General features: G+C 39.0%; 19 protein-coding genes and 3 pseudogenes. 5 read left to right on the forward strand and 17 right to left on the reverse strand.

What is annotated here, in order from left to right; all coding sequences use genetic code 11:
- Position 1: 1 nt before the first annotated feature.
- The 3 genes from tsaB to ACP69Y_RS09510 all read right to left on the reverse strand — a co-directional run bounded on the left by tsaB (position 2) and on the right by ACP69Y_RS09510 (position 1,964).
- Positions 2 to 667 carry a tRNA (adenosine(37)-N6)-threonylcarbamoyltransferase complex dimerization subunit type 1 TsaB gene (gene tsaB, locus ACP69Y_RS09500; RefSeq protein ID WP_425918170.1) on the reverse strand — a complete coding sequence of 222 codons (666 nt, stop codon included), beginning with the start codon at positions 665 to 667 and terminating at the stop codon, positions 2 to 4.
- A gap of 130 nt (positions 668 to 797) precedes the next feature.
- Positions 798 to 1,328 carry a gamma carbonic anhydrase family protein gene (locus ACP69Y_RS09505; RefSeq protein WP_425918171.1) on the reverse strand — a complete coding sequence of 177 codons (531 nt, stop codon included), beginning with the start codon at positions 1,326 to 1,328 and terminating at the stop codon, positions 798 to 800.
- 18 nt (positions 1,329 to 1,346) lie between these two features.
- Complete coding sequence (locus ACP69Y_RS09510) at positions 1,347 to 1,964, reverse strand: NUDIX hydrolase (RefSeq protein ID WP_425918172.1); 618 nt, start codon at positions 1,962 to 1,964, stop codon at positions 1,347 to 1,349.
- 126 nt (positions 1,965 to 2,090) lie between these two features.
- On the opposite strand from ACP69Y_RS09510, the gene ACP69Y_RS09515 reads away from it, so the two are divergent.
- Positions 2,091 to 2,639: an NUDIX hydrolase gene (locus ACP69Y_RS09515; protein ID WP_425918194.1), complete on the forward strand. Its 549-nt coding sequence runs from the start codon at positions 2,091 to 2,093 to the stop codon at positions 2,637 to 2,639.
- A 60-nt stretch (positions 2,640 to 2,699) separates the two neighbouring features.
- Here the strand turns inward: ACP69Y_RS09515 and ACP69Y_RS09520 are convergent, their stop codons facing one another.
- The 6 genes from ACP69Y_RS09520 to ACP69Y_RS09545 all read right to left on the reverse strand — a co-directional run bounded on the left by ACP69Y_RS09520 (position 2,700) and on the right by ACP69Y_RS09545 (position 10,892).
- Positions 2,700 to 4,661 (reverse strand): hypothetical protein, encoded by a 1,962-nt coding sequence (locus ACP69Y_RS09520; protein WP_425918173.1) that lies wholly within the window; start codon positions 4,659 to 4,661, stop codon positions 2,700 to 2,702.
- A 21-nt stretch (positions 4,662 to 4,682) separates the two neighbouring features.
- Positions 4,683 to 5,834 (reverse strand): putative pilus assembly protein FilE, encoded by a 1,152-nt coding sequence (gene filE, locus ACP69Y_RS09525; RefSeq protein WP_425918174.1) that lies wholly within the window; start codon positions 5,832 to 5,834, stop codon positions 4,683 to 4,685.
- 32 nt (positions 5,835 to 5,866) lie between these two features.
- The gene (locus ACP69Y_RS09530; RefSeq protein ID WP_425918175.1) at positions 5,867 to 7,531 is read right to left on the reverse strand and encodes an OmpP1/FadL family transporter; all 1,665 of its coding nucleotides are present in this window, start codon (positions 7,529 to 7,531) and stop codon (positions 5,867 to 5,869) included.
- Positions 7,532 to 7,543: 12 nt separating this feature from the next.
- Positions 7,544 to 8,776 (reverse strand): hypothetical protein, encoded by a 1,233-nt coding sequence (locus ACP69Y_RS09535; protein WP_425918176.1) that lies wholly within the window; start codon positions 8,774 to 8,776, stop codon positions 7,544 to 7,546.
- A 46-nt stretch (positions 8,777 to 8,822) separates the two neighbouring features.
- Entirely contained in the window at positions 8,823 to 9,656 is an 834-nt protein-coding gene (locus tag ACP69Y_RS09540) for a C39 family peptidase (RefSeq protein ID WP_425918177.1), read from the reverse strand.
- A 195-nt stretch (positions 9,657 to 9,851) separates the two neighbouring features.
- The gene (locus ACP69Y_RS09545) at positions 9,852 to 10,892 is read right to left on the reverse strand and encodes a DUF6160 family protein (RefSeq protein ID WP_425918178.1); all 1,041 of its coding nucleotides are present in this window, start codon (positions 10,890 to 10,892) and stop codon (positions 9,852 to 9,854) included.
- 259 nt (positions 10,893 to 11,151) lie between these two features.
- On the opposite strand from ACP69Y_RS09545, the gene ACP69Y_RS09550 reads away from it, so the two are divergent.
- Positions 11,152 to 12,489 (forward strand): anthranilate synthase component I family protein, encoded by a 1,338-nt coding sequence (locus ACP69Y_RS09550; protein WP_425918179.1) that lies wholly within the window; start codon positions 11,152 to 11,154, stop codon positions 12,487 to 12,489.
- A gap of 21 nt (positions 12,490 to 12,510) precedes the next feature.
- Here the strand turns inward: ACP69Y_RS09550 and hisC are convergent, their stop codons facing one another.
- The 7 genes from hisC to ACP69Y_RS09585 form a co-directional block, all read right to left on the reverse strand.
- Positions 12,511 to 13,602: a histidinol-phosphate transaminase gene (gene hisC, locus ACP69Y_RS09555; RefSeq protein ID WP_425918180.1), complete on the reverse strand. Its 1,092-nt coding sequence runs from the start codon at positions 13,600 to 13,602 to the stop codon at positions 12,511 to 12,513.
- A 214-nt stretch (positions 13,603 to 13,816) separates the two neighbouring features.
- Positions 13,817 to 15,118, reverse strand: a complete 1,302-nt coding sequence (hisD, locus tag ACP69Y_RS09560) for a histidinol dehydrogenase (protein WP_425918181.1) — start codon at positions 15,116 to 15,118, stop codon at positions 13,817 to 13,819.
- Positions 15,119 to 15,302: 184 nt separating this feature from the next.
- Entirely contained in the window at positions 15,303 to 16,004 is a 702-nt protein-coding gene (hisG, locus tag ACP69Y_RS09565) for an ATP phosphoribosyltransferase (protein WP_425918182.1), read from the reverse strand.
- Positions 16,004 to 17,260: a UDP-N-acetylglucosamine 1-carboxyvinyltransferase gene (murA, locus tag ACP69Y_RS09570; RefSeq protein WP_425918183.1), complete on the reverse strand. Its 1,257-nt coding sequence runs from the start codon at positions 17,258 to 17,260 to the stop codon at positions 16,004 to 16,006. Before murA ends, hisG begins: the two co-directional genes overlap by 1 nt.
- A 6-nt stretch (positions 17,261 to 17,266) precedes the next feature.
- Positions 17,267 to 17,518: a BolA family iron metabolism protein IbaG gene (gene ibaG, locus ACP69Y_RS09575; protein WP_004650949.1), complete on the reverse strand. Its 252-nt coding sequence runs from the start codon at positions 17,516 to 17,518 to the stop codon at positions 17,267 to 17,269.
- A 138-nt stretch (positions 17,519 to 17,656) separates the two neighbouring features.
- Positions 17,657 to 17,989, reverse strand: coding sequence for a ribosome hibernation-promoting factor, HPF/YfiA family (gene hpf / locus ACP69Y_RS09580; protein ID WP_425918184.1), 333 nt, complete (start codon positions 17,987 to 17,989; stop codon positions 17,657 to 17,659).
- A 172-nt stretch (positions 17,990 to 18,161) separates the two neighbouring features.
- Positions 18,162 to 19,616 carry an RNA polymerase factor sigma-54 gene (locus ACP69Y_RS09585; protein WP_425918185.1) on the reverse strand — a complete coding sequence of 485 codons (1,455 nt, stop codon included), beginning with the start codon at positions 19,614 to 19,616 and terminating at the stop codon, positions 18,162 to 18,164.
- A gap of 189 nt (positions 19,617 to 19,805) precedes the next feature.
- Between ACP69Y_RS09585 and ACP69Y_RS09590 the strand changes: the two are divergent.
- From ACP69Y_RS09590 to ACP69Y_RS09600, 3 pseudogenes are all read left to right on the forward strand, one after another.
- Positions 19,806 to 20,044 (forward strand): annotated as a pseudogene (locus tag ACP69Y_RS09590) (transposase); the annotation flags it as partial.
- Between the two features lie 129 nt (positions 20,045 to 20,173).
- Positions 20,174 to 20,921, forward strand: a pseudogene (locus ACP69Y_RS09595) (IS5 family transposase).
- Positions 20,922 to 20,940: 19 nt separating this feature from the next.
- A pseudogene (locus ACP69Y_RS09600) lies at positions 20,941 to 21,267 on the forward strand (dihydrolipoyl dehydrogenase); the annotation flags it as partial.
- Here ACP69Y_RS09600 and ACP69Y_RS09605 read toward each other — a convergent pair.
- The coding region (locus ACP69Y_RS09605; RefSeq protein ID WP_425918186.1) for a hypothetical protein at positions 21,239 to 21,434 on the reverse strand (196 nt) is incomplete at its 5' end. The pseudogene ACP69Y_RS09600 and the gene ACP69Y_RS09605 overlap by 29 nt on opposite strands.

The following is a 21,434-nucleotide window of genomic DNA, read 5'->3' on the forward strand; positions in this document are numbered from 1 at the left end:
ATTATGATTTGCCCTGTTCTGGAATTTTTTTCCAAGCATTATCACGTAAATACACAGGTAATGCCTGTTCAGCACTGACCCATTTTTTTTGTTCAACATCTGCGCGCGCAATCGTAGCAATATCTTGCGCAGTCGCACTTAAGTCTTTGTATTGTATTTGTTCAGGCTTAATTAAAGCTGAACCGGAACCCACAAGTTCAAATTTAACCGCTTGGCGGGCATCATCGTAATTTAACAGTTGTTCTTCATCCACAGCCTGCATAATGCCCTGTGAATCGAGTTCAAAACTCGCAATATAGACTTCCTTCATCCGTGCATCGAGTACTGCAGTCACGGCAGTTAAACCGGCAATTCGGTGTGCTGCTTGTGCCAGAGCTTGCAAAGTTGAAACAGGAACGACCGGAAGATCATTTGCCCATGCCAATGCCTGAGTCACAGCTGCATTAATTCGTACACCACTAAAAGAACCAGGACCGCGACTAAAGGCAATCGCGGTTAATTCAGATGCAGATAGACCAAGCTGTGTAAATGCCTGATCAATCATCGGGAGAATCGTTTGCGTTTGTGCTTTTGCTCGCGCATCTAATTGGAAAAACAATTCTTGGGTTTCATCTACAATAGAGACGGAACACTGCTCATTGGCAGTTTCCAACGCCAGCAATTTCATGCACGACCTTAATTAATTTAAATGTAAAAAACGATGCATATGATACTCCACTCATCTGCACTAGGCGAGATTTTCCATCTGGGGAATACAAAAAAGCCAAGCACTTGCTTGGCTGAATAAGGTCATCAAATTACAGTTCAACTCTTTCCAAGTTCTGAAAATTCTTAAAATGTTCTGCGTAATGCATGGCACTCATTTTGAGTTTAACTTCAGCAGCCTCATCCAAAGTTTTGACGATTTTCCCCGGCGACCCCATCACTACAGAATTGTCGGGAATGACCTTGCCTTCAGGAATTAAAGCATTCGCTCCGATGATGCAATTTTTACCAATCACCGCATGATTTAAAATGACCGAGTTAATGCCAATTAACGTATTATCGCCAACGGTACAGCCATGCAACATCGCCTGATGCCCAATCGTGACGTAGCTGCCAATATGCATTTCAATGCCAGCATCGGTATGTAACACTGCATTTTCCTGAACGTTGCTAAAATCACCAATTTTGATTTTGCTGTTATCGCCACGGATCACTGCGCCAAACCAGACACTGACCTGCTCCCCCATTTCAACTTGACCAATCACGGTCGCATTGTCTGCAACCCAGCCATCCCAAGGCTGATGTGTTGCTTGAGGTGCATAGCCATTAAATTTGTACATCATGTTGTGATATTCCTTTATCTATTTATTACGTTTAATTTTATTGGTATGAAAAGCTGGAGAATTTAACAAAAATGGCCACTCTTTCTTATAATTTAAACCATACTGAAACAGTGACACCAACATGCGTGCAGTTAAGCCCCAAACGATTTCATTTTCCACCCGCATACTGGGAAAATATAAAGACTGGTGTGCGTAACGCACTTCATAGGGAATGGGTGGCGCGTTCATTAGACTACTGAGGGATGCAAAGAAAATACGATCAATTTCGCTCGGCTGGGCAGTCAAGTTTACTTCGGGCGGAATCACTCCAACCACAGGTTTAACCAACATGCCATTGCGTGCTTTTTGCATCGGTAAATCGCCAATCAATTGCACATCAAATGGATTTAATGCCGTTTCCTCATAGGCTTCACGTAATGCCACCACAATATTACTGGTATCTTGTGGATCTCTTTTCCCTCCCGGAAATGAAACCTCTCCGGCATGATTCGATAAATAGATTGAGCGTCGAGTTAGCAAAACCTTTGGATCAGATTCATCCGTAATCGCGATTAATACAGCAGCTTGTGCCGGCTTGACCCGTGTGGAAAAACGTAACCTGTGCTGTAACGATTGTATTAATGAATGGTCATCCATGCCTCTACTCTCCCATCATTTCTTCTTGATTTCATCATAGCTGAATTTTTATTCTAAAAGATAGAAATGATGCCAAAGTTGGATTTTTCAGTTATGCTGATCACACCTTTATCATTGACGATGAATATGAATTTCTGTGTAATTTGTGGACATACAACAACGGAAAAAACCCCACTCGGCGATCATCAATTACGCCGTGTTTGTACAGATTGTGGCAATATTCATTACATCAATCCTAAAGTTATTTGCGGAGCACTGGTACATTGGGAAAATAAAGTTTTACTTTGCCGCCGTGCTATTGAACCTCGTTATGGATTATGGACACTTCCAGCAGGTTATATGGAATTATTTGAAACCATGGAGCAAGGTGCAGCACGTGAAACCCGTGAAGAGGCGGAAGCTGAAGTCGAAATAGAACAACTTTACTGTATGTACAATATTCCCCGAATTGGACAAATTTATGTTCTGTTTAAAGCCAATTTGGTAAACGGGATATTCGGTGCGGGAGAAGAAACCATTGAATCACGTTTATTTGAAGAACATGAAATTCCCTGGTCTGAACTGGCTTTTCCAAGTGTAGAACGTACCTTAAAACATTATTTTGAAGATCGTAAAACTGCTTCATTCAGCATGCATTTAGAAACTTTAGGTACCCGTTTAGATCAGACCGGTTAATCAATATAATAAAAAATAAGCTCCTAAAAAAGCCCATCCTCTGATGGGCTTTTTTTGGGATTACTTAATTTTGACTGTATAACACGGCGCTAAAGATAGTTCTAAAGTCCCGCCATTCAATTTTGCCAGTGCAGTATCTTGGGTAGTCACCGAACTGGAGTTATTTATATTATAAATACCCTGAAAACTCGCCAAGCTATTGCCCCACTTCACAGCACTATTATCCGAGTTAGTAAAGCTTACTGCTGGTGGTTTCGTTCCAGTGGGTATTGACGGATCCAGCAAGTTGGTCAAACGCAATAATGCACCACCCACAACAATACTTTCAGTCGATGAATCAGCCGATGTTTTAATTGTGGAATTCATCCCGACTAATGCACCATCAATTTTTGAAAATGTTTCACCTGCTAAAATCATACGTAATGAAATCGATTGCTCTGGCGTAAAGGTACGTGCAATTGTGCCTAAACGGTATTGCTGTACATTATTTGCATCCTTAAATGAAGTGGGAAGTATATCCTCGCCATTACAGCCATTAGCTGTATCTGTAGACATATCATTTTCAGTAAAATCAGGCTTCATATTGGTACGAATATCCCCATTACGGTCTATAACAATCCCTAATTTCACATCAGCTACTGCAGTAGTTGTAAATTTGAATGTTAAATCGGCATACAGCGGAAAGACATACTTGTCTCCTAAAGCCACATTATTCACCGATTTAAAGACTTTTCTATCCAGATAGGTAATCGGGAAAATTTTATACAGGTCTAAACTACCTTTATATACCTCACCCGAATTGGTATTTTGCTGCCATTGTCCCAAATCCAGTAAATCACTGGCAGTGAGTGTGGTTTTCTTGGTCAGTAGTTTGTAAAAACTCTCTTTTCCGGCAATCATATAATCGTTGTAGAGTTTACCCTGATTGATCATCAGAGGTTGAGAATCCACATCCTCTACATCAAACTGATAATCCTGATCAATTTTTTTGCTGACTGGATTAATCCAATGAGACTGTGCTGCAGCGGTCATCCGTACTGGTCTTGCCTTACGGATCAATTCAGCATTCACCGAACTGAGTGCAGATGAGGATGTGGCAATAGTACCCCGCCATTGTAAACCACTACCCAAGGTATAACCCTGACGATCAGTAATTAACATGAAATGCCCAAATAAAAACTTGGTGGATGTATCCGTTGTAGTACAGACATCTTTATTACAACCAACCAAACCATCAGAACCCGACAGCAAGTTCCCCACTACACCACTGGTAGAAAATAGAGAAAATTCTGGTTGATATACTGCTGCACTGGCAATGGTCATTAACTTCTTAACCACTTCAAATGCCTGATTATCCGTAATTATACTTACGTCTACCCATGGTTTAATGATTGCTACATATTCACCATTGATGATTTGTTGAGTTGTTAATGACTTTAAAATCAGATCTAATTTTGTTCGCATTGCATCGGTAATATATAAAGCCTGAATATCTGTCGGCTCAACAATTTTATTATCTTCCAAGGCTAATACTTGCAAAATTTTTACCAGACTCATTGCCACCTTAACTGTCGCATCACTCTGATCTAGATTTATTGCAGACTGTCCTGTAATCCCTTGTGCAATATCTAGAATGGTCAAACGTGGAATATGCCCTGTCGTACTGACGAGCGCAATTTTACTTAAATCCACTGTTCCCAGATTAATCTCTTTATCTTTTTCACCTTTTATAAAGAAACTGATTTTGTCACCATTTCTACAGCTACCAGTAGCCACATTATTGGCTATATCTATAATAGAAATAAAACTGTTGGTTGTATCACTGCTACACTTAAAGTTAAGTCCATCCAGTGGATAATCTAATGCAAATTGCACACAGCCATTCGTACCTACAGTACATGCACCATTTTCCGTACTTGAATCATAAGCTTCCGGGATAATATTGGCACTCTCACCACCACAACCACTTAAACCAGCCATTAATGTTGTTAAAGCAAAGGGGAGTAAATATTTATTTTTCATCCTAGTTCTCTTCTTATATCCTTAGCGAATTGCTATTAATTTTAATTGACCCTGATTGGTGAGTGCTTTGTTTTCCAAATCTATTGCACTAGCTAAAGGAGTCAATAATATATATTGACTTTGAGGAGGAATATGAACGATTCCTTCAATCTTTTGATATGTAGTAAATGACTGAACAGCTTCATGATTTTTAAATCCCCCAGTACCCTCAAGCACACAACCACTCGAATCTAAAAAAACTACAAATGGCCAATAAAAGGTCGGATTCTGTTGTCGTGATGCATAAGAGTTAATCTGAATATTCTGAATTGCATTGGAAACTTTCACAATTTCAAAATCAAACTGTTCTTTTAATGGGGCACGGGGCCAAACATTGACTTCCTTATCCAAACTGACAGTTTTCGCATTTTTAATTTTTTTATCCTTAATACATTGTTGACCTAAACTTTCAATGGCATCTGCTTGAGAAACCCGATAATAAGTCGATGACAATGTAATGGGGCCAGTATCCTGTTTTTGATTCTTTTTAAAAATCGATTGCAGCAGGGATTTGCTTACTCCTTTTTCACGCTCAACCATTTGTAAACGTGTTGCTCCATGCTTGATATCAATGACACCTTCAGGCATAGCATAAAAACGTTTTTTTCCTTCTAAATTGAATTCTTTATTTTCTAAGTATTCATTTTTAATATATTTTTCACCAGCAATCATCATAAAAGTATCCGTATTTTCAGATTCTTTTTGCTTGACCAAAGTATCTGGCAAGTGAACTTTCATCTCCTCATTTTTAAGCGTTGATTGGGAATTTGAAACATCTTTTATTTGTTCTACATTTTTTGATTCAATTTGAACTAGAGGGTGGCTATGCTCTTCATTTACGAGAGCTGAATTATTCTTTTTAGTTACAGCAGAAATTGATCCATTTTCTACTTGTAATTGTGCAGGTTTAGATAACTTTATTTCAGCTACCGTTTTTTGTGATTGAGCTTCTTGCACATTATTTTGAATTGTAGTTACAGGTTGCTGCAGCTTTAAAACTTCAACAACCTTAGGTTTTGGCTGGATTTGTTGTTGTACGATCATCGGTCGACCATCGGGACCAATAATAGTATAAAACTCGCCTGCATATGAAAAAGATACCTGCGCTACACATAGCATAAGTATTGATTTCACCAATGAATTCCCTTTCATTATTTTCAAATTGCTTACCATCTCGTTCTATAGTTCAATCCTAAAATCGTTATTTTGGTATCTGTTTTGATATTTAAGCCAGCGTATGGATTCAATAAGATATTATTTACACCCGTTTGATTGGCTAAACTACTTGTATTTGCAGGAATTTTGTCTTTACTACGCAAAAAACCTATTGATAGATCTAAATCAGTATCAGCATCAAAACGATAACCCACTCCTAAACCAAACAATTGCGCATTATTAATTGGAATCATGGTATTACGCTTATTATCAGGAATCGCACTGGTACGAGGCTCATATCCTGCACGCAACTTCAAACGATCTGTTGCTGAATATTCCAAACCTATTCCAAAATTCCACGGTGAAGTGAATTCCATAGGCAAAGCTAGTGAAGCATCTCCAATATTTTCAGAGAGCAACTTCGCTATTTTTAATGCTGAAATTTGTCGGTCAAATTCAAATTTAAACTTGTCCCAAGCCTTATAGTCTGTCCAACCTACATCGAAATTGACTTGTAAATCGGGTAAAAGCTTATATTTTATCCCTGCTTGAAAATGTGCTGGATATTCAAAATCCATTGAAACAAGCCCAGACTCACTTGCAGGTACAGCATTTGGAAAACCTAAAATTGCTGCAAGAATTTGTCCAGTAGGGGATGACATTAAGCCTTTAATTAATTCACGTGGTGCTTTGGCATTATCAATATGATACTTACCTTTCAAACGCATTTTTGCGGCACTTTGATAGACCATACCAAAGCTAAAATCTTCAGTCGGCTCCCACAAAACACCTAGGTTATAGCTCGGACTAAGTGACTGCTCTAAAGCTAGTTGCATTTGACCAAATCGGCCGAATGGATTCATCCCTTCTTCGGTATTACACATCCCGAGTAATAAAATATCAGTAATGATATCTGAGTTTTCTTTAAAAGGTGTACATACCACCTCATCGATCATTCTCAACATACCAATCAATTCATTTGGAAAACGTAAATCCGTTTTTAAACCAATGGCTTGATATGACATACCTACAGAAGCACCAACCGATAAATGATCATTTACTTCATATGCAATAGAAGGTGATAAATATGTAATCCGCTCTAGAGCAACTTGTTGCCCCATATAATTGCCTGGATTTCCATTTTCTGCACCAAAACCGGCAACCAACGGTGCATACATTGCGGTCGCAAAAGTTGTTTTGGAACCTGGTGGATTGTAAGCAATACCTGCTGTAGGTGCTGCCAATGGAAAACCTTCACCAAGATCAACCATCTTTTTCAATACGGGTACATATAGACTTACGTATTCTACATCACCACTAACGGTCCCTTTGAAGTCTGTACATAGATCCGAAGAAACCTCAGGTCCATCATTACATACCATTGGATCATCAGAATAACCAAATACGTTATAGCCTGCAGGAACCGAAAATTCTCGCTTAATATCGAAATTAGCAAGGATACCTTGTACGTCAGTTTGCAAACCTTCAATTTTAGTCAAGGCTGCAGGATTAAAATGAATTGCACTAATTCCGGGAGGATCTGCAGTAACCGCATTCCCCATACTTAATGATCTGATATCAACAGATAAGTTGGTCCCTAATTGAGCAAAAGTTGCACTTGAACAGCCCGATATGATAATTGCTGCGGCTAACGGGCGAAGTCGAATCTTATACATACGACCACCCTCTTAGCGTAGTTTCTTGCCGAAACCTAAAATATCAAGTGGGAATGACAAACCTAAAGAGACATCAGGTGCATCTTCTGTTAAGCCTATACCCACAGTTCCATTCACAATTGTCTCGGGTGAGACACGAACACCTAATGAAATTGCTAAAGTAGAACTGGTTTGATCAGCTGGCGAATAGCTTTCACCTGAACTATAAGTAAACTCTGATCCCGTATTAAAACTTTGCTGATATGACATAGTCATAGAAACATCGTAGTTGAATGAATAAGCAAAACCAAAAGCAAAACCACCGCTAATCCCTGGTGTAAACTCATCAATAACTCGAGAACCACGACGTTGATTAAGTCCAGTTTCTTTAAATCCATAATTTGCGGAAACAGAGGCGAAAAGCACTACTGGATCTATATATTTACGTGTACTTGCACCAACGCCCGCAGAGTAATAACCTTTACCCGTTGATAAATCATCTGCAGCATTTATTTCATATGGGCTATCCCCTGTTTTAGTGGACATATTACCAAACAGGATTAAAGGTAACCGACCAGCTTTTAGAGGAAAAGGTTCCCAACGCGCTCCAAAAGAAATATCACCTAAACCCGCGGTAGAGGTATCTTTTAATAAATCTGTTTTTGCGACTAAAGGTAGCGAAGCCGTAAACGTTAAATTATCTAAAATGCCATATTGCGCAGTAAAAGTATTGGTAATTGAGTGTGTCGCATTTTCTTGAACACGCAGTTGATAAAGCTGTCCTCTCGCCATTTCAGCATCAATTTGTGTATCACGATAATAGGTATAATCGATATCATAGTAAGATGAAATATCACCTTTTTTAATTAATGAATATTGTCTTTCATTTGAAGTGAAAACTTCTTGTAAATTAGCTTCTTTACTCGCATCCCCCTCTTGCTGCTGCAAGGCTGTAGAGGCTTGTGAGCGTTCATCTGCTGGTTGTGATTGCGCTACAGAATTAGTATTTACAGGTAGCGGTGATGATGCCGCATCTGTTTCCTGTTCCTCGACAGCTTCATATTCGCCGAGTGCTGACTCTACCTCAGCATTTGTCACTGCTACCGTTTGTTCATTTACAGTCTGTGACGAGTTAGATTCAACTTCAGTTTCCTGTTGATCGACAACCTCATACTCCCCTAGTACTGGTTCCTCTGCATAGGCAATCCCTATTGTCATTTGAATACTCAAAGCCAATAAAGTTTTGTTCATCCATTTACGATTCATATTCCATCCCACCATTTTTATTTTTTTAATCTGCTACTTTTAAACGCTATTTACTCTTGTAATAAAGTCGTAAAAAATTATATGTCGGTTGACCAAAGCTCTCTGATTCTTCATTTAAGTTTTTATCTAAACGAATCGTTGATGCTTTATCGGCAATCTTTTCCATATAAAATTGCGGATATTGCATATTAATAAATGCATAACGATTAACAGTTGCATCCTCCACATGTCTTAAATCTGAATCATGCAGAGCCAATAAATTTTTTCGCTGTTCAGGGGCTACATTAATTAAAAAAAGTGTATTATTTTCCCAAATTTCTTTAAAACGCTGCTCATCAAAACTGATATTCCCTAATGCAGGATCAGCTACATAAACACGGCCATTTTTATAAGCTTTAAAAACAACAAAATGCTTAAACCCTGCATATGAAATTGGTACGATTGCAGGTTCTGCCTGCTTTACTAAATCTAAAAATTCGCCTTTATATCCACCACTATTTAGCCCCAACGCCCCTACAAAGCGCTTCATATCTAGCAGAGAAAAACTTCGACGTTCAACAATTTTTTCAGTTTCCCCAAACTTTAAAAGACCTTCCATAGTTTGTTGTTCAGATAGTTGTGTCCCCACATAACCATTTAACAATGTTGTTAATGCGGCAGATCCACAACTGTAGTCATATGCTTGGCGGACAATGCCACGAAATTGATCTTGTAAAGCGGGTTTAATCAGGACAGGCTCTCTATGCATCCGGTTAAATGAATCCTGCCGAGAATCCAGAGTCTCTGTGTAATAGACCGCTTCTGCGGGTTTTTTCTTAATATCAAAGGCTTCTGTGGCAAAGTAGTACATCAATGCCGAGCCTAATGCAATCTCTAACATATCTTTTAACTTTTCTAGTTATCGGCATGACGCGCCTTTGTTCATTATTTTTTTAGAGCTTATGCTCTACATCCATGTAAAAAGGAAGATACCCTTTTTTATAAAAAAAACAGCTTTTTTTTAGGTTTTTTGAAAAATTTCACATTATTTTTGTAAAAAAAAGCGCGTGATTTCACGCGCTTTTTTTATATAAAATTAACGACCAGAAATACTAATTACAGAACCTTTAGTATAGCTAGCACCATAGAATGTTTGTAGACCTTGAACTTCTACATCACCAATAGAACCACCAGCACGACTACCTAAATGGATGCCTTTAACATAATTATCAATTTTGTCATTTGTGCTGACAATACGTACGAAGCCTTTATTCGCTGATGACTCGCCAAACACACTCACACTAGCCTTCATGGTTAAATCATTTGTATTCGCATCAGCAACCTTGATGCTTTCAATGAAGATTTCACCCGGGCCTGTTGTAGTAATATTAGTTGGAGGAGTACCTGGAATTTGTGCAACTAAAGCACCCTTGGTTGAGTTATCTAGAATACCTAAGTTTTTAATTTCAAGACCACCAATCATTTTACTGTCTAATTTAATCATTGCACCTTGAGGAGCTGCACCCAACTGAATATTTGCAGTCATTTTACCTGTTTTAACAGACAAGCCACTGATGATTGCATTGTAGTTGTCATCCTTACCGCCACGACGGATATTAGCTGTAGGATCATTTGTACCAGATGCAGTTACACCAATCTCACCAAGGTGAATTTCTAAGCCAGAAACTTGAGCTGCAATATTGATAAATGCAGTATTACCATTGCCTGCCCCAGCATCACTATCAATTTGTAAATCAGCAAGGTTACCAGTAGCTAACAATGCTTGATAGTTTGCACCAATAAAGATACCCTGATCTTTACGATCAATTGTAGCCCCATTGGTTAATGTGATTGCCTCTGAATTTGTTGCACCTCTGATTGAAATAGCACCTGCATTACCAGTACCCCCTAAAGCAGTAACCGGAGTACTTACACCATTGGCATCTTTCGTACTTAAACCATCATTATCATGAACAAACATTTTATCAATGGTAATTCTAGAAATACCAATCCCGATGTTAATACCATCTTGACCAGTTGTAGCACCTAACGAAGCATCATCCATTGCTTGCATTGCCATCGCATTAGCACTAATTGCTAATGAAGAAACTAAAGCAAGTTTAGTAAATTTTTTCATCTCGTACTCTCCCAAGAGTATTATTGTTTTGATTGTCAACCACTCGATATTCCATGTTGTTTTTTATTTTTGGACAACTAATGGAACCTTTCCTTGAGCAGCTTATTTGCCCTACTAAAGTTATAGGGGTGTCATTTTTTGTTCAACTGCTGTTGGTCGTAATCCATATGTTACCGATAAACGGTATTTACAGTTTTTATGCATAAATATTGTTATAGAATACGTTATCTCTGTATAGCCTTTTATAACTTAACATCGTATGGATAATCCTGTTTTTTTTAAAAAACTGTTGACTGAACAATGGCTTAATACAGCTCAAATACTGTCTTCTTTATCGCATCTCACTCATTTGGTTTACTTGAAAAATGTAAAGCAACCTGTGATCGCTTTTTTCGCGTCTGAATATATGCTTAAACAGGGTCAACTCACTCAAAATTTCACACGAGTTTCGCTACATCAATATCAAAAAAAATCACAATCTATTAATTTTAATCATTTTTTTAAAAATAATATCCAAACTCATCATTCTGATTTTAACGGTGGATTAATTGGCTTTATCAGTTATGATCATGCAGCACAACAACAAGTTTATATTACAGAAAAAAAGCAGCCGTCTTTCTTTTTAGGTATTTATCGCAGTTATCTTAAACTTACCTCTCAGGGGTGGACTTTTTTTAGCGATGAAGATGAGGCTGAAAGCATTTTTCAAGTGATTCAGAATGCAATAAAACACAAAAGACACCCCTCTTTCTCCCTCACTCAACCTTGCAGTGCACGCTGGAATAAATATGAATATGTAACTGCCTTTAAGAAAGTTCAAAACTATATTAAAGCCGGTGATTGCTATCAAATTAATCTGACTCAAGAATTTACAGCAAAAGCTCAAGGATGCTTGTTAACCACAGCTGAAAAGTTTTGGAAACTCACCGATGCACCTTATTCGGGTTATTTAAAGATTGATGACTTTGAACTATTAAGCTGTTCACCTGAATTGTTTATTAATTTTGAAGAAAATCGAAAAATTGTCACTCGACCAATCAAAGGTACAATGCCCCGTTATACTGATCCGAAACAAGATGAACAATCCAAAAAAAACCTGATTCATTCGAAAAAGGATCAGGCTGAAAATGTGATGATTGTCGACTTACTGCGCAATGATTTAAGTGTGTATGCAGAAACTGGTTCAGTAAAAACACCGCAACTTTTTCAAATTGAATCTTTTAACCAAGTCCATCACATGGTGAGTGAAGTCACAGCCACATTAATGCAAGATATCAACCCCTTTGATGTATTAATGTCTGCATTACCTGGTGGTTCCATTACAGGAGCACCCAAAATTCGCGCGATGCAGATTATTGATGAACTTGAAGGGGCGCCCCGCGGGGCTTATTGTGGATCAATGGGCTATTTTAATTTTGATGGTACAGGCTCTTGGAATATTTTAATTCGTTCCATCCAAAAATATCAGGAAGATGTTTCCATTTGGGCAGGTGGTGGAATCACCATTGCCTCAGATTGTGATGCAGAATACCAGGAATGTTTTGATAAAGTTTCTGCCATGCTTGATTTACTCAATACATGGCAGAAAGAATCCTAACTTGGCTCTTTTAAAAAGAGCTTAAGCCAAGATCTCATTTTTTAAAGTATCAACAAGACGTTGATTTTGTTCATCTGTACCAATGGTAATACGTAGATACTGATTAATACGTGGCTTATTGAAATAGCGCACAATAATGCCGCGTTCACGTAATTCAGCTGCCAATTCAGCTGCATCTTTACTTAGTAGTGATGCAAAAATGAAGTTAGCTTTTGAGGGTAAAACCTTAAAACCAATAGCTTCTAAATCAGTAACCAACTTTTCACGGCTATCCATCACTTTTTGGCATTGTGCCTCAAAGTAAGCTTGATCTTCAAATGAGGCCACGGCAGCTGCAATCGCAAAACGATCGATTGGATATGAGTTAAAGCTATTTTTTACCGCTTCCAACGCGGCAATAAGATGTGATTGAGCAATGGCAAATCCTACACGTAAACCCGCCAATGAACGTGATTTAGATGTGGTTTGGCACACGACTAAATTTTCGTATTGTTCCACTAAACTCACTGCTGATTCCGCACCAAAATCAACATATGCTTCATCAATCACGACGACTGAATCAGGATTCGCTTGCAGCACTTCTTCAATTGCAGACAGTCCCAATGCAATACTGGTTGGTGCATTCGGATTAGTGATAATAATCCCGCCATTGGCTTTTTTATAATCATCCACCACAATTTCAAAAGCATCATTGAGGGGTAAAACTTTGGTTTTTACCCCAAAGAATTGACTATAAACTGGATAAAAGCTGTAAGTAATATCCGAATAAAGGACAGGCAAATCTTGCACAAAAAATGCTTTAAAAATATGTGCTAGAACTTCATCTGAACCGTTTCCAACAAAAATATACTCAACGGGTACATTTTGTTGCTTTGCGATAGCCGATTTCAACTCTGATGCATCAGGGTCTGGATATAAACGCAATACATCTGCTGAGTTTTCTAATACCGCTTGTACCGCTTCTACCACTTTTGGAGAGGGTGGATACGGGTTTTCATTGGTATTCAGTTTCAATAAATTTTGAATTTTCGGTTGTTCGCCCGGTGTGTACGGTTCTAATTCACGTACATCTGGACTCCAAAAACGCATTTGTTGTGTCGTGATGGTAGACATTGTTTTTATCTCTTTAATGCACTCAACTTACTTCACGTAAGCCCTCTCCTTTTAGGAGAAGGTTTGGGAGAGGTCAAACTTAATCCCAAACCGAAATGAATATTAAATTCTTTGCCCTCTCCTAACCTCTCTTGTACTTTGCTTTTAAGCAATCCTTAAAGCTCGTTCAGAGAGAGGAACATTCATTACTGAATGGAGAGCTCTTCACTTTATATTATTGATAACGATATCTTGCTGATCTCGCATGGGCATCCAAGTTTTCTTGTTGCGCTAACACATCAGCGGTTTTCGCTAAAGTTTTCACGCCTTCTTGTGAGCACATGATCAGGCTTGAACGCTTCTGGAAATCATACACACCCAGCGGTGATGAGAATCGTGCGGTACCCGAGGTCGGCAAAACGTGATTTGGACCTGCGCAGTAGTCGCCAATGGCTTCTGGGGTATAACGCCCCATGAAAATTGCACCAGCATGACGAATTTCTTCCGCCATTTCCTGTGCTTCATCCAAGCAAAGTTCTAAATGTTCAGGAGCAACTTGATTGATCAAATCAATCGCCTCGGCACGATCTTTTACCAAAACCAAAGCGCCACGATTGGCAATAGAGGTACGTGCAATTTCAGCTTTAGGCAATTCAGCTAGATGATCTTCAATGGCTTGTTCAACATCATTTAAAAGCTGTTCATCGGGTGTAATGAACACAGCTTGAGCCACAGTATCATGCTCAGCTTGTGACAATAGATCCATCGCCAACCACTTTGCATTATTTTCGCCTTCTGCATAAACCAAAATTTCAGATGGTCCAGCAATCATGTCGATACCGACTTGACCAAATACAGCACGTTTGGCAGCTGCAACAAAGCGGTTACCTGGACCTGTAATTTTATCTACGCCCGGAACCGTTTCTGTACCATATGCCAAAGCTGCTACAGCTTGTGCGCCACCGATGGTAAATACACGAGTCACACCCGCCAAATAAGCTGCCGCCAACACCAGTGGATTTAACTCGCCATTTGGCGCTGGAACCACCATGATAATTTCAGCAACACCTGCCACATGCGCAGGAACAGCATTCATGAGTACTGAAGAGGGATAAGAGGCTAAACCACCCGGCACATAAATCCCGACACGATCAAGCGGCGTAATTTTTTGTCCCAGTGTATTGCCCAAGGTATCAACATAAGTCCAGCCATCTTGCTTTTGTGCTTGATGGAATTCACGAATTCGATTTTCAGCCAATTTCAAGGCTTCCCGAACTTCCGATTCCAAACCATCAAAAGCTACTTTGAGTTGTTCTTGAGTGAGTTCGAGATCTGAAAACTGATGCGCTGGATGTCGATCGAACTGTTGAGTGAGTTTAAGAACATGAGCATCACCATGCTGACGAACATCAGCAATGATTTGGTCTACGGTTTTTAAAAGTTCTGGGTCACTCACGGTTTCAAAAGCCAACAAATCAGCAAAGACTTGTTTGAAATTTTGATCCTGAGTCGATAAACGTCGCATCAATTTATCCACAATGAAAATAAAGGGAAGCTTTAGTTTACCTGTTTTATCTGCATTTGTCGGTAGTTAGCTCTGACTATCACTATGAGTTTTATTGGAAATAGCTTTCGGTGAAATTGATTAAACTCGTGTTTCTATACATTTTATGATCTATAAAAAAAACCGCCCAATTGGACGGTTTTATTTGAACAAGAAATTAAGCTTGTTTTGTTTTTTCACGATCATCAACTGCTTTTTCAAGCTGTGCAAGAATCGGGTTCAATAAAGTTTGCTTACGTTTAAAGCTGGCTTTATTCACAATCAAGCGTGAAGAAACTTTGCAGATTTCTTCAAGTGGTTCAAGACCATTGGCACGAAGTGTATTACCAGTATCAACCACATCGACGATATAATGACCTAGACCCACAAGTGGTGCAAGTTCCATTGAACCGTAAAGTTTAATCACATCCACTTGCTCACCAAGGCTTGCATAGTATTGACGGGTTAAGTTTACGTATTTAGTGGCAATTTTTAAACGACCCTTCGGACGTTCCATCCCCACTTTACCGGCTGTCATGAGTTTGCATACAGCAATTTTCAAGTCCAATGGTTCATACACGTTTTGCGCGCCATGTTCCATCAACACATCTTTACCTGCGACACCAATATCTGCTGCACCATTTTCAACATAAGTGGGTACATCAGATGCACGTAAAATTAAAATACGCACTTGCTTATGTGTCGTTGGAAAAATTAACTTACGTGATTTGTCTGGATCTTCCAGCAAGTTAATTCCTGCTGTTTCAAGCAAGGGTAAAGTTTCTTTTAAGATACGTCCTTTGCTTAATGCTAAAGTCAAACCATGATCAAAATTGCCCATTACGTCAAAGTTTGGATCATCGTTTCTCATATCGCTCATTAACTTACTCGCTTAATTTGGGCACCTAAACCCTGTAACTTCGCTTCAATATCTTCATAACCGCGGTCAATATGATAAATACGGTCAATCAATGTTTCCCCATCTGCAGCTAAAGCCGCAAGAACCAAAGAGAATGAAGCGCGTAAATCGGTTGCCATGACTGGTGCTGCAGAAAGTTTGTCCACACCGGTCACCACAGCATCATTACCTTCAACCTGAATATTTGCTCCCATACGAGAAAGCTCAGGCACATGCATAAAACGGTTTTCAAAAATCGTTTCAGAAATAGTGGCAAAACCATGACCAATGGCATTTACCGCCATGATCTGCGCTTGCATATCTGTTGGAAATTCTGGATGTGGCAAAGTCTGGAAGCTCACCGCTTTCGGACGTTTACCCATCATGTCGAGCTCAATCCAGTCATCACCACGGGTCACTTCTGCACCCATTTCTTCAAACTTGTCTAAAACAGATTCGAGTAATGATGGATCGGTATGTGTGGTTTTGATTTTACCGCCGGTAATGGCAGCAGCAGCCAAGTATGAACCTGTTTCAATACGGTCAGCAACAACCGCATATTCACATCCATGCAAGCTTTCAACACCCGTTACAACCAATGTATCCGTATCCAGGCCTTCAATTTTTGCACCCATTTTAATGAGCATTTGCGCAAGGTCAGTAATTTCTGGTTCACGTGCAGCATTACGGATAGTGGTCACCCCATCAGCCACAACTGCAGCCATGAGAATATTTTCAGTACCACCTACAGTCACCATGTCAAAGACGACTTCACCACCTTTTAGACGACCGTCCACTTTAGCATGCACATAACCATTTTCCACTTCAATTTCAGCACCCAAAGCTTCTAATGCTTTTAAGTGTTGATCGACAGGACGTGAACCAATGGCACAACCACCTGGAAGCGACACTTGTGCACTACCATAGCGCGCAAGTAATGGACCAAGCACCAAAATTGAAGCACGCATGGTTTTGACCAGTTCATAAGGTGCAAACTGATTGTTCAAGGTAGAGGTATCAGCCTTAACCGTGTCGCCTTCATAAGACATTTGAATACCCAGACCGGCAATCAATTGCACTAGTGTATTCACGTCTTTAAGGTTGGGAACATTGGTTAAAGTGATTGGGGTATCCGCAAGAATCATCGCTGCAAGCAAAGGCAATGCTGCATTTTTCGCACCAGAAATACGCACTTCACCTTCGAGCTTAACACCGCCCTGAATTAAAAATTTATCCATTTAGTTCTAAGCTCCGAATAAGCTTGCTTTACGCCATTCTTCTTTGGTCATTGCACGAATAGTTACCGCGTGTACTTCACCGCTGGCAATATATGAATTTAACGGAGCATAAACCGTTTGTTGACGTGCGACTGGACGCTTGCCCTCGAATTGTTCATCGACGATTCGAAGATCAAACTTACCGCCTTGCCCACTAACTGCAACTTCAGCCTCTGGAAAAGCAGCTTTTAAAATTTCAGTGAGCTGTTCACTATTCATCACAAAGACCTCTTATAGGACCAACGGTGTAAAAACCTGCCATTTTACTATAAATATGAAAAATAAATCATTAACGCATAACATTTTATACATAAAAAAAGAGGTCTTAAAAAAACCTCTTTTCGTTTAAAAATTAAACTATGCAAGCACAGGTTGATACCCGATCTGCATTTTCCGGTATTTATGTAATTGTCTTTTTAGTTTTTCTGTTAGTTTTTTAATCGCTGCATACATATCATCGGCACTGGCTTGGGCAAACATCTCTATCCCGGGTAAGCGAATAATTGCTTCAGCAATATGATTATCACTGCCTTTTTTAGAAAATTTATCTATTTGATGATCTTTCGAAAGTTTGACCTGCATACTGTTTACTTGATCTAAATGTTTTATCATTTGCGTAAATCTAAGGCGAATATTCTCTTCAATTGCAGGGGTAATGGTTAAATGGTGACCACGAATTGTTATTTGCATAGTTCTATCCCTCACCTTCTTTTAGGATTAGAAAAGAATAGTCAAGCCGACCTAATGAAAGCAAAAATACAATCCTGCACATTTAACATTAAATCATTTCAACTATTCCTTAAGTAAAAAGAGATTCATTATCTTGTCATAATGAATCTCTAGAATAGCCACACTTTAAAATTTAGATCAAGACTTTTCGTTCAGAAGATGATGGAATATGTAACGACTCTCGATATTTAGCCACCGTTCGACGGGCAACATCAATCCCGTCTTCTTTCAATAAATTCGCAATAATATTGTCTGATAAGGGTTTACGTGGATTTTCTTCAGAAACCAACTTTTTAATTTTGGCACGAATGGCAATAGAAGAGGCTTCTCCACCCGAAGTTGTCGCCACGTGACTAGAGAAGAAATATTTCAGCTCGAATAAACCGCGTGGGGTGAGCATAAATTTATTGGTGGTTACACGCGATACTGTAGACTCGTGCAACTCTACCTCTTCGGCAATCTCACGTAGCACCAAGGGTCTCATTCCTTCTGCACCAATTTCTAAAAACATCTTTTGATGTTCAACAATACAAGTTGCAACTTTTAATAAGGTTTTATGGCGCTCATCTACACTTTTAATAAAGTTTTTTGCATCTAACATTTGATTACGTAAATATTGATTATCATTGCTTTGATCGGCACGTTTAATCATATTGGCATAAAAAGAATTAACTCGTAATTTCGGCATAATATCTGGATTTAACTGTACCTGCCAATGGTCATTTTTTTTCATTACGACCACATCTGGAATTTGATAATCCGAATCTTTTTCTTCAAACTCCATACCGGGATAGGCTTTTAAAGTTTTTAACAGATCAACCGCACATTTTAATTGATCAGGATTCAAACCTGTTTGTTTAACTAACTTTGCCAACTCATTAGAAATCAATAATTCATAATGACTCAATAAAGTGATTGCTTCACGACGATACGCTGTTTGCGCAGGTAAAATTTCCAACTGTACCAACAAGCATTCAGCCAAATTACGTGATGCCACACCGGGAGGATCAAGATGCTGAATATGTTTTAAAACCGCAACCACTTCATCATCTTCAACTTCATCGTCGTAATCCATAGATTCTAATAAATGCTGAACGGTGGTGGTTATTTCTGTAATTTCTGCATCCAAAAAGCCTTTTTCATCCAAAGAATCAACAATACAATGCGCAATTAGTTTATCAACCTGTGAAAAATGCAATAAATTAGTTTGTTCAAGCATATGCTCTTTTAAGCCTAAATGACCTTGGCGGTTATCTTCACGTTCTTCATATTCAGGTGAACCTAAACTCGTTGGTTGATGCGTATAAACATCATCCCAATCGGTATCAACTGGTAAATCATCCGGTAAAGTATTGGCATTTAATTGATTGGTTAGGTCTTTATTGTCACGTTCTTGTTCTTCCAAAGAAGATAGACTTTCAATATTTGACTGTTCTTCTATTTTTTCTAATAAAGGATTACTATCGAGTTGAATTTGAATTTCTTGCTCAAGCTCTAAACTAGATAGTTGAAGCAAACGAATGGCTTGCTGCAACTGCGGTGTCAACGACAAGGAGTTCGCAACTCTTAATCCAACCGATAACTTCATAATACCCCTACTCTTTTTTTGAAAAGTTATTGTAAGCAATTTTTATGCCGATTTATAATTTTATAGCACAGAATTATTAAAAATCATACAATTTTTGAAATTCGACAGATTAGGGTTTATTGACATTTGCCATGCAAAAAAATAGCCAGAAAATAAAATTCAATCGCCAAACCAAATTTACTTCTCGCTCTGCCTCGCACCATGCTGACTGATCAATCTTGGTCAAGGCTGAGAATCCTTCCCAGTAATTTCGATATCTATTTCAAACATAATTTAAGATTATTTATTGAAGCCATGCTTTATTGAATTCAAACAGGCTGTCCTTGGCGTGATTTACCAGAAGTCTTAGGTAAACCAACTTCATGTTTAAAAAGTCCACTCTAGGGTCTAAAAACAATAAGTTATTAAAAATATTTAAATTATTATCAAGATTTTATTGAATTTACTTTTGCCTTAACGCACTAGGGTGTATTCTCATTTGATGTATATATTTCATTCTTCTCATCTATTCAATTAAAATATCTTACACTCCCCCTTCTAAAATTAAGTTTTCTAACATGGCAGGCAGAGTCATAACTGATAAAATTTGGGCACAAATCCAAAATACCATGCAATTTTATGGCTGCTACCGTTCACGTCATAGTAAAAATATGATGGAAGCCATCTTATGGAAACTTCGACCAGCTGCACCTTGGCGTGATATTCCTGAGGACCTTTGCCCATGGCAAACAGCCTACAACCGTTTCAATCGTTGGGCCAGCAAAGGGCTGTGGGAGAATCTTTTTTAAACTACCAGGCATATTGGATAAAGAATGGGTTTCCATTGACGGAAGCTACATTCGCGCGCATCAGCATGCAAATGGAGCTAGGCGTGGTGAAGATATAGCAATTGGAAAATCAAGTGGAGCGACTACAAAGATTCATCTTGCCGTCGATGCGAGTGGACATCCGATTGATTTTGAAATCACTGGAGGTGAAGTCCACGACAATCAAGTTGCAAGCCACTTGATTCAATTTAGTGGATGAGGCAGATTACTTGATTGCAGATAAAGGTGATGATTCAGAGCATATTCGTGAAGTCGCTCGACATCATAGGATGATTCCTAATATTCCGAGAAAATCTAACAGTAGAAAGTCAAATATAAATTTGATTACTCCCTCTATCGTTTCAGGCATCTCGTTGAAAATACCTTTGCTCGCTTAAAACATTTTCGTGGTATTGCCACTGTTTTTGAAAAGTTAGCTCGAAATTATAAGTCCATGTTGTTCTTGGCTTGCTTGTTTATTTGGGGCAAAGCAAAATGAGGACATGCCCTAATGAGTAATGGCTATTGTTGGACAGGGTTTCCAACAGCTGACTTACTCCGGGGTTGAATTTGTCACCGGCTTTGTGTCCTATAAAAACCAGGGCCGGGCCATGGTTTTGGGTAAAAACCACGGGGCTATCGAAGTTTATATTGATAAAGCAACCCGCAGGCTTTTAGGTAGTGAACTTTTTGTGGTGTCGGCAGAACATATGGCACATCTATTATGCTGGATCCTCTCTGAAGAGCTAAGCCTGGATGAGATCCTGCTGAAACCGTTCTACCACCCTACCCTGGAAGAGGGCTTGACAACGGCCTTTAAACATGCCCGACGACAGCTGGAATAATAAAAGGATACAGTTTTCTTGTCTTTTTTAGTTTAGCTTTTTTGCGCAAGCTCTTTTTAGATTTTACCGGCATAAAAAAAGCCCCTGCAGAGCAGGGGCTTTTGGAATAATGAGCTGGCGATGACTTACTCTCACATGGGTAACCCCACACTACCATCAGCGCAAAG

Source organism: Acinetobacter sp. TSRC1-2 (genome assembly GCF_049895885.1).
Taxonomy (GTDB): Bacteria; Pseudomonadota; Gammaproteobacteria; order Pseudomonadales; family Moraxellaceae; genus Acinetobacter.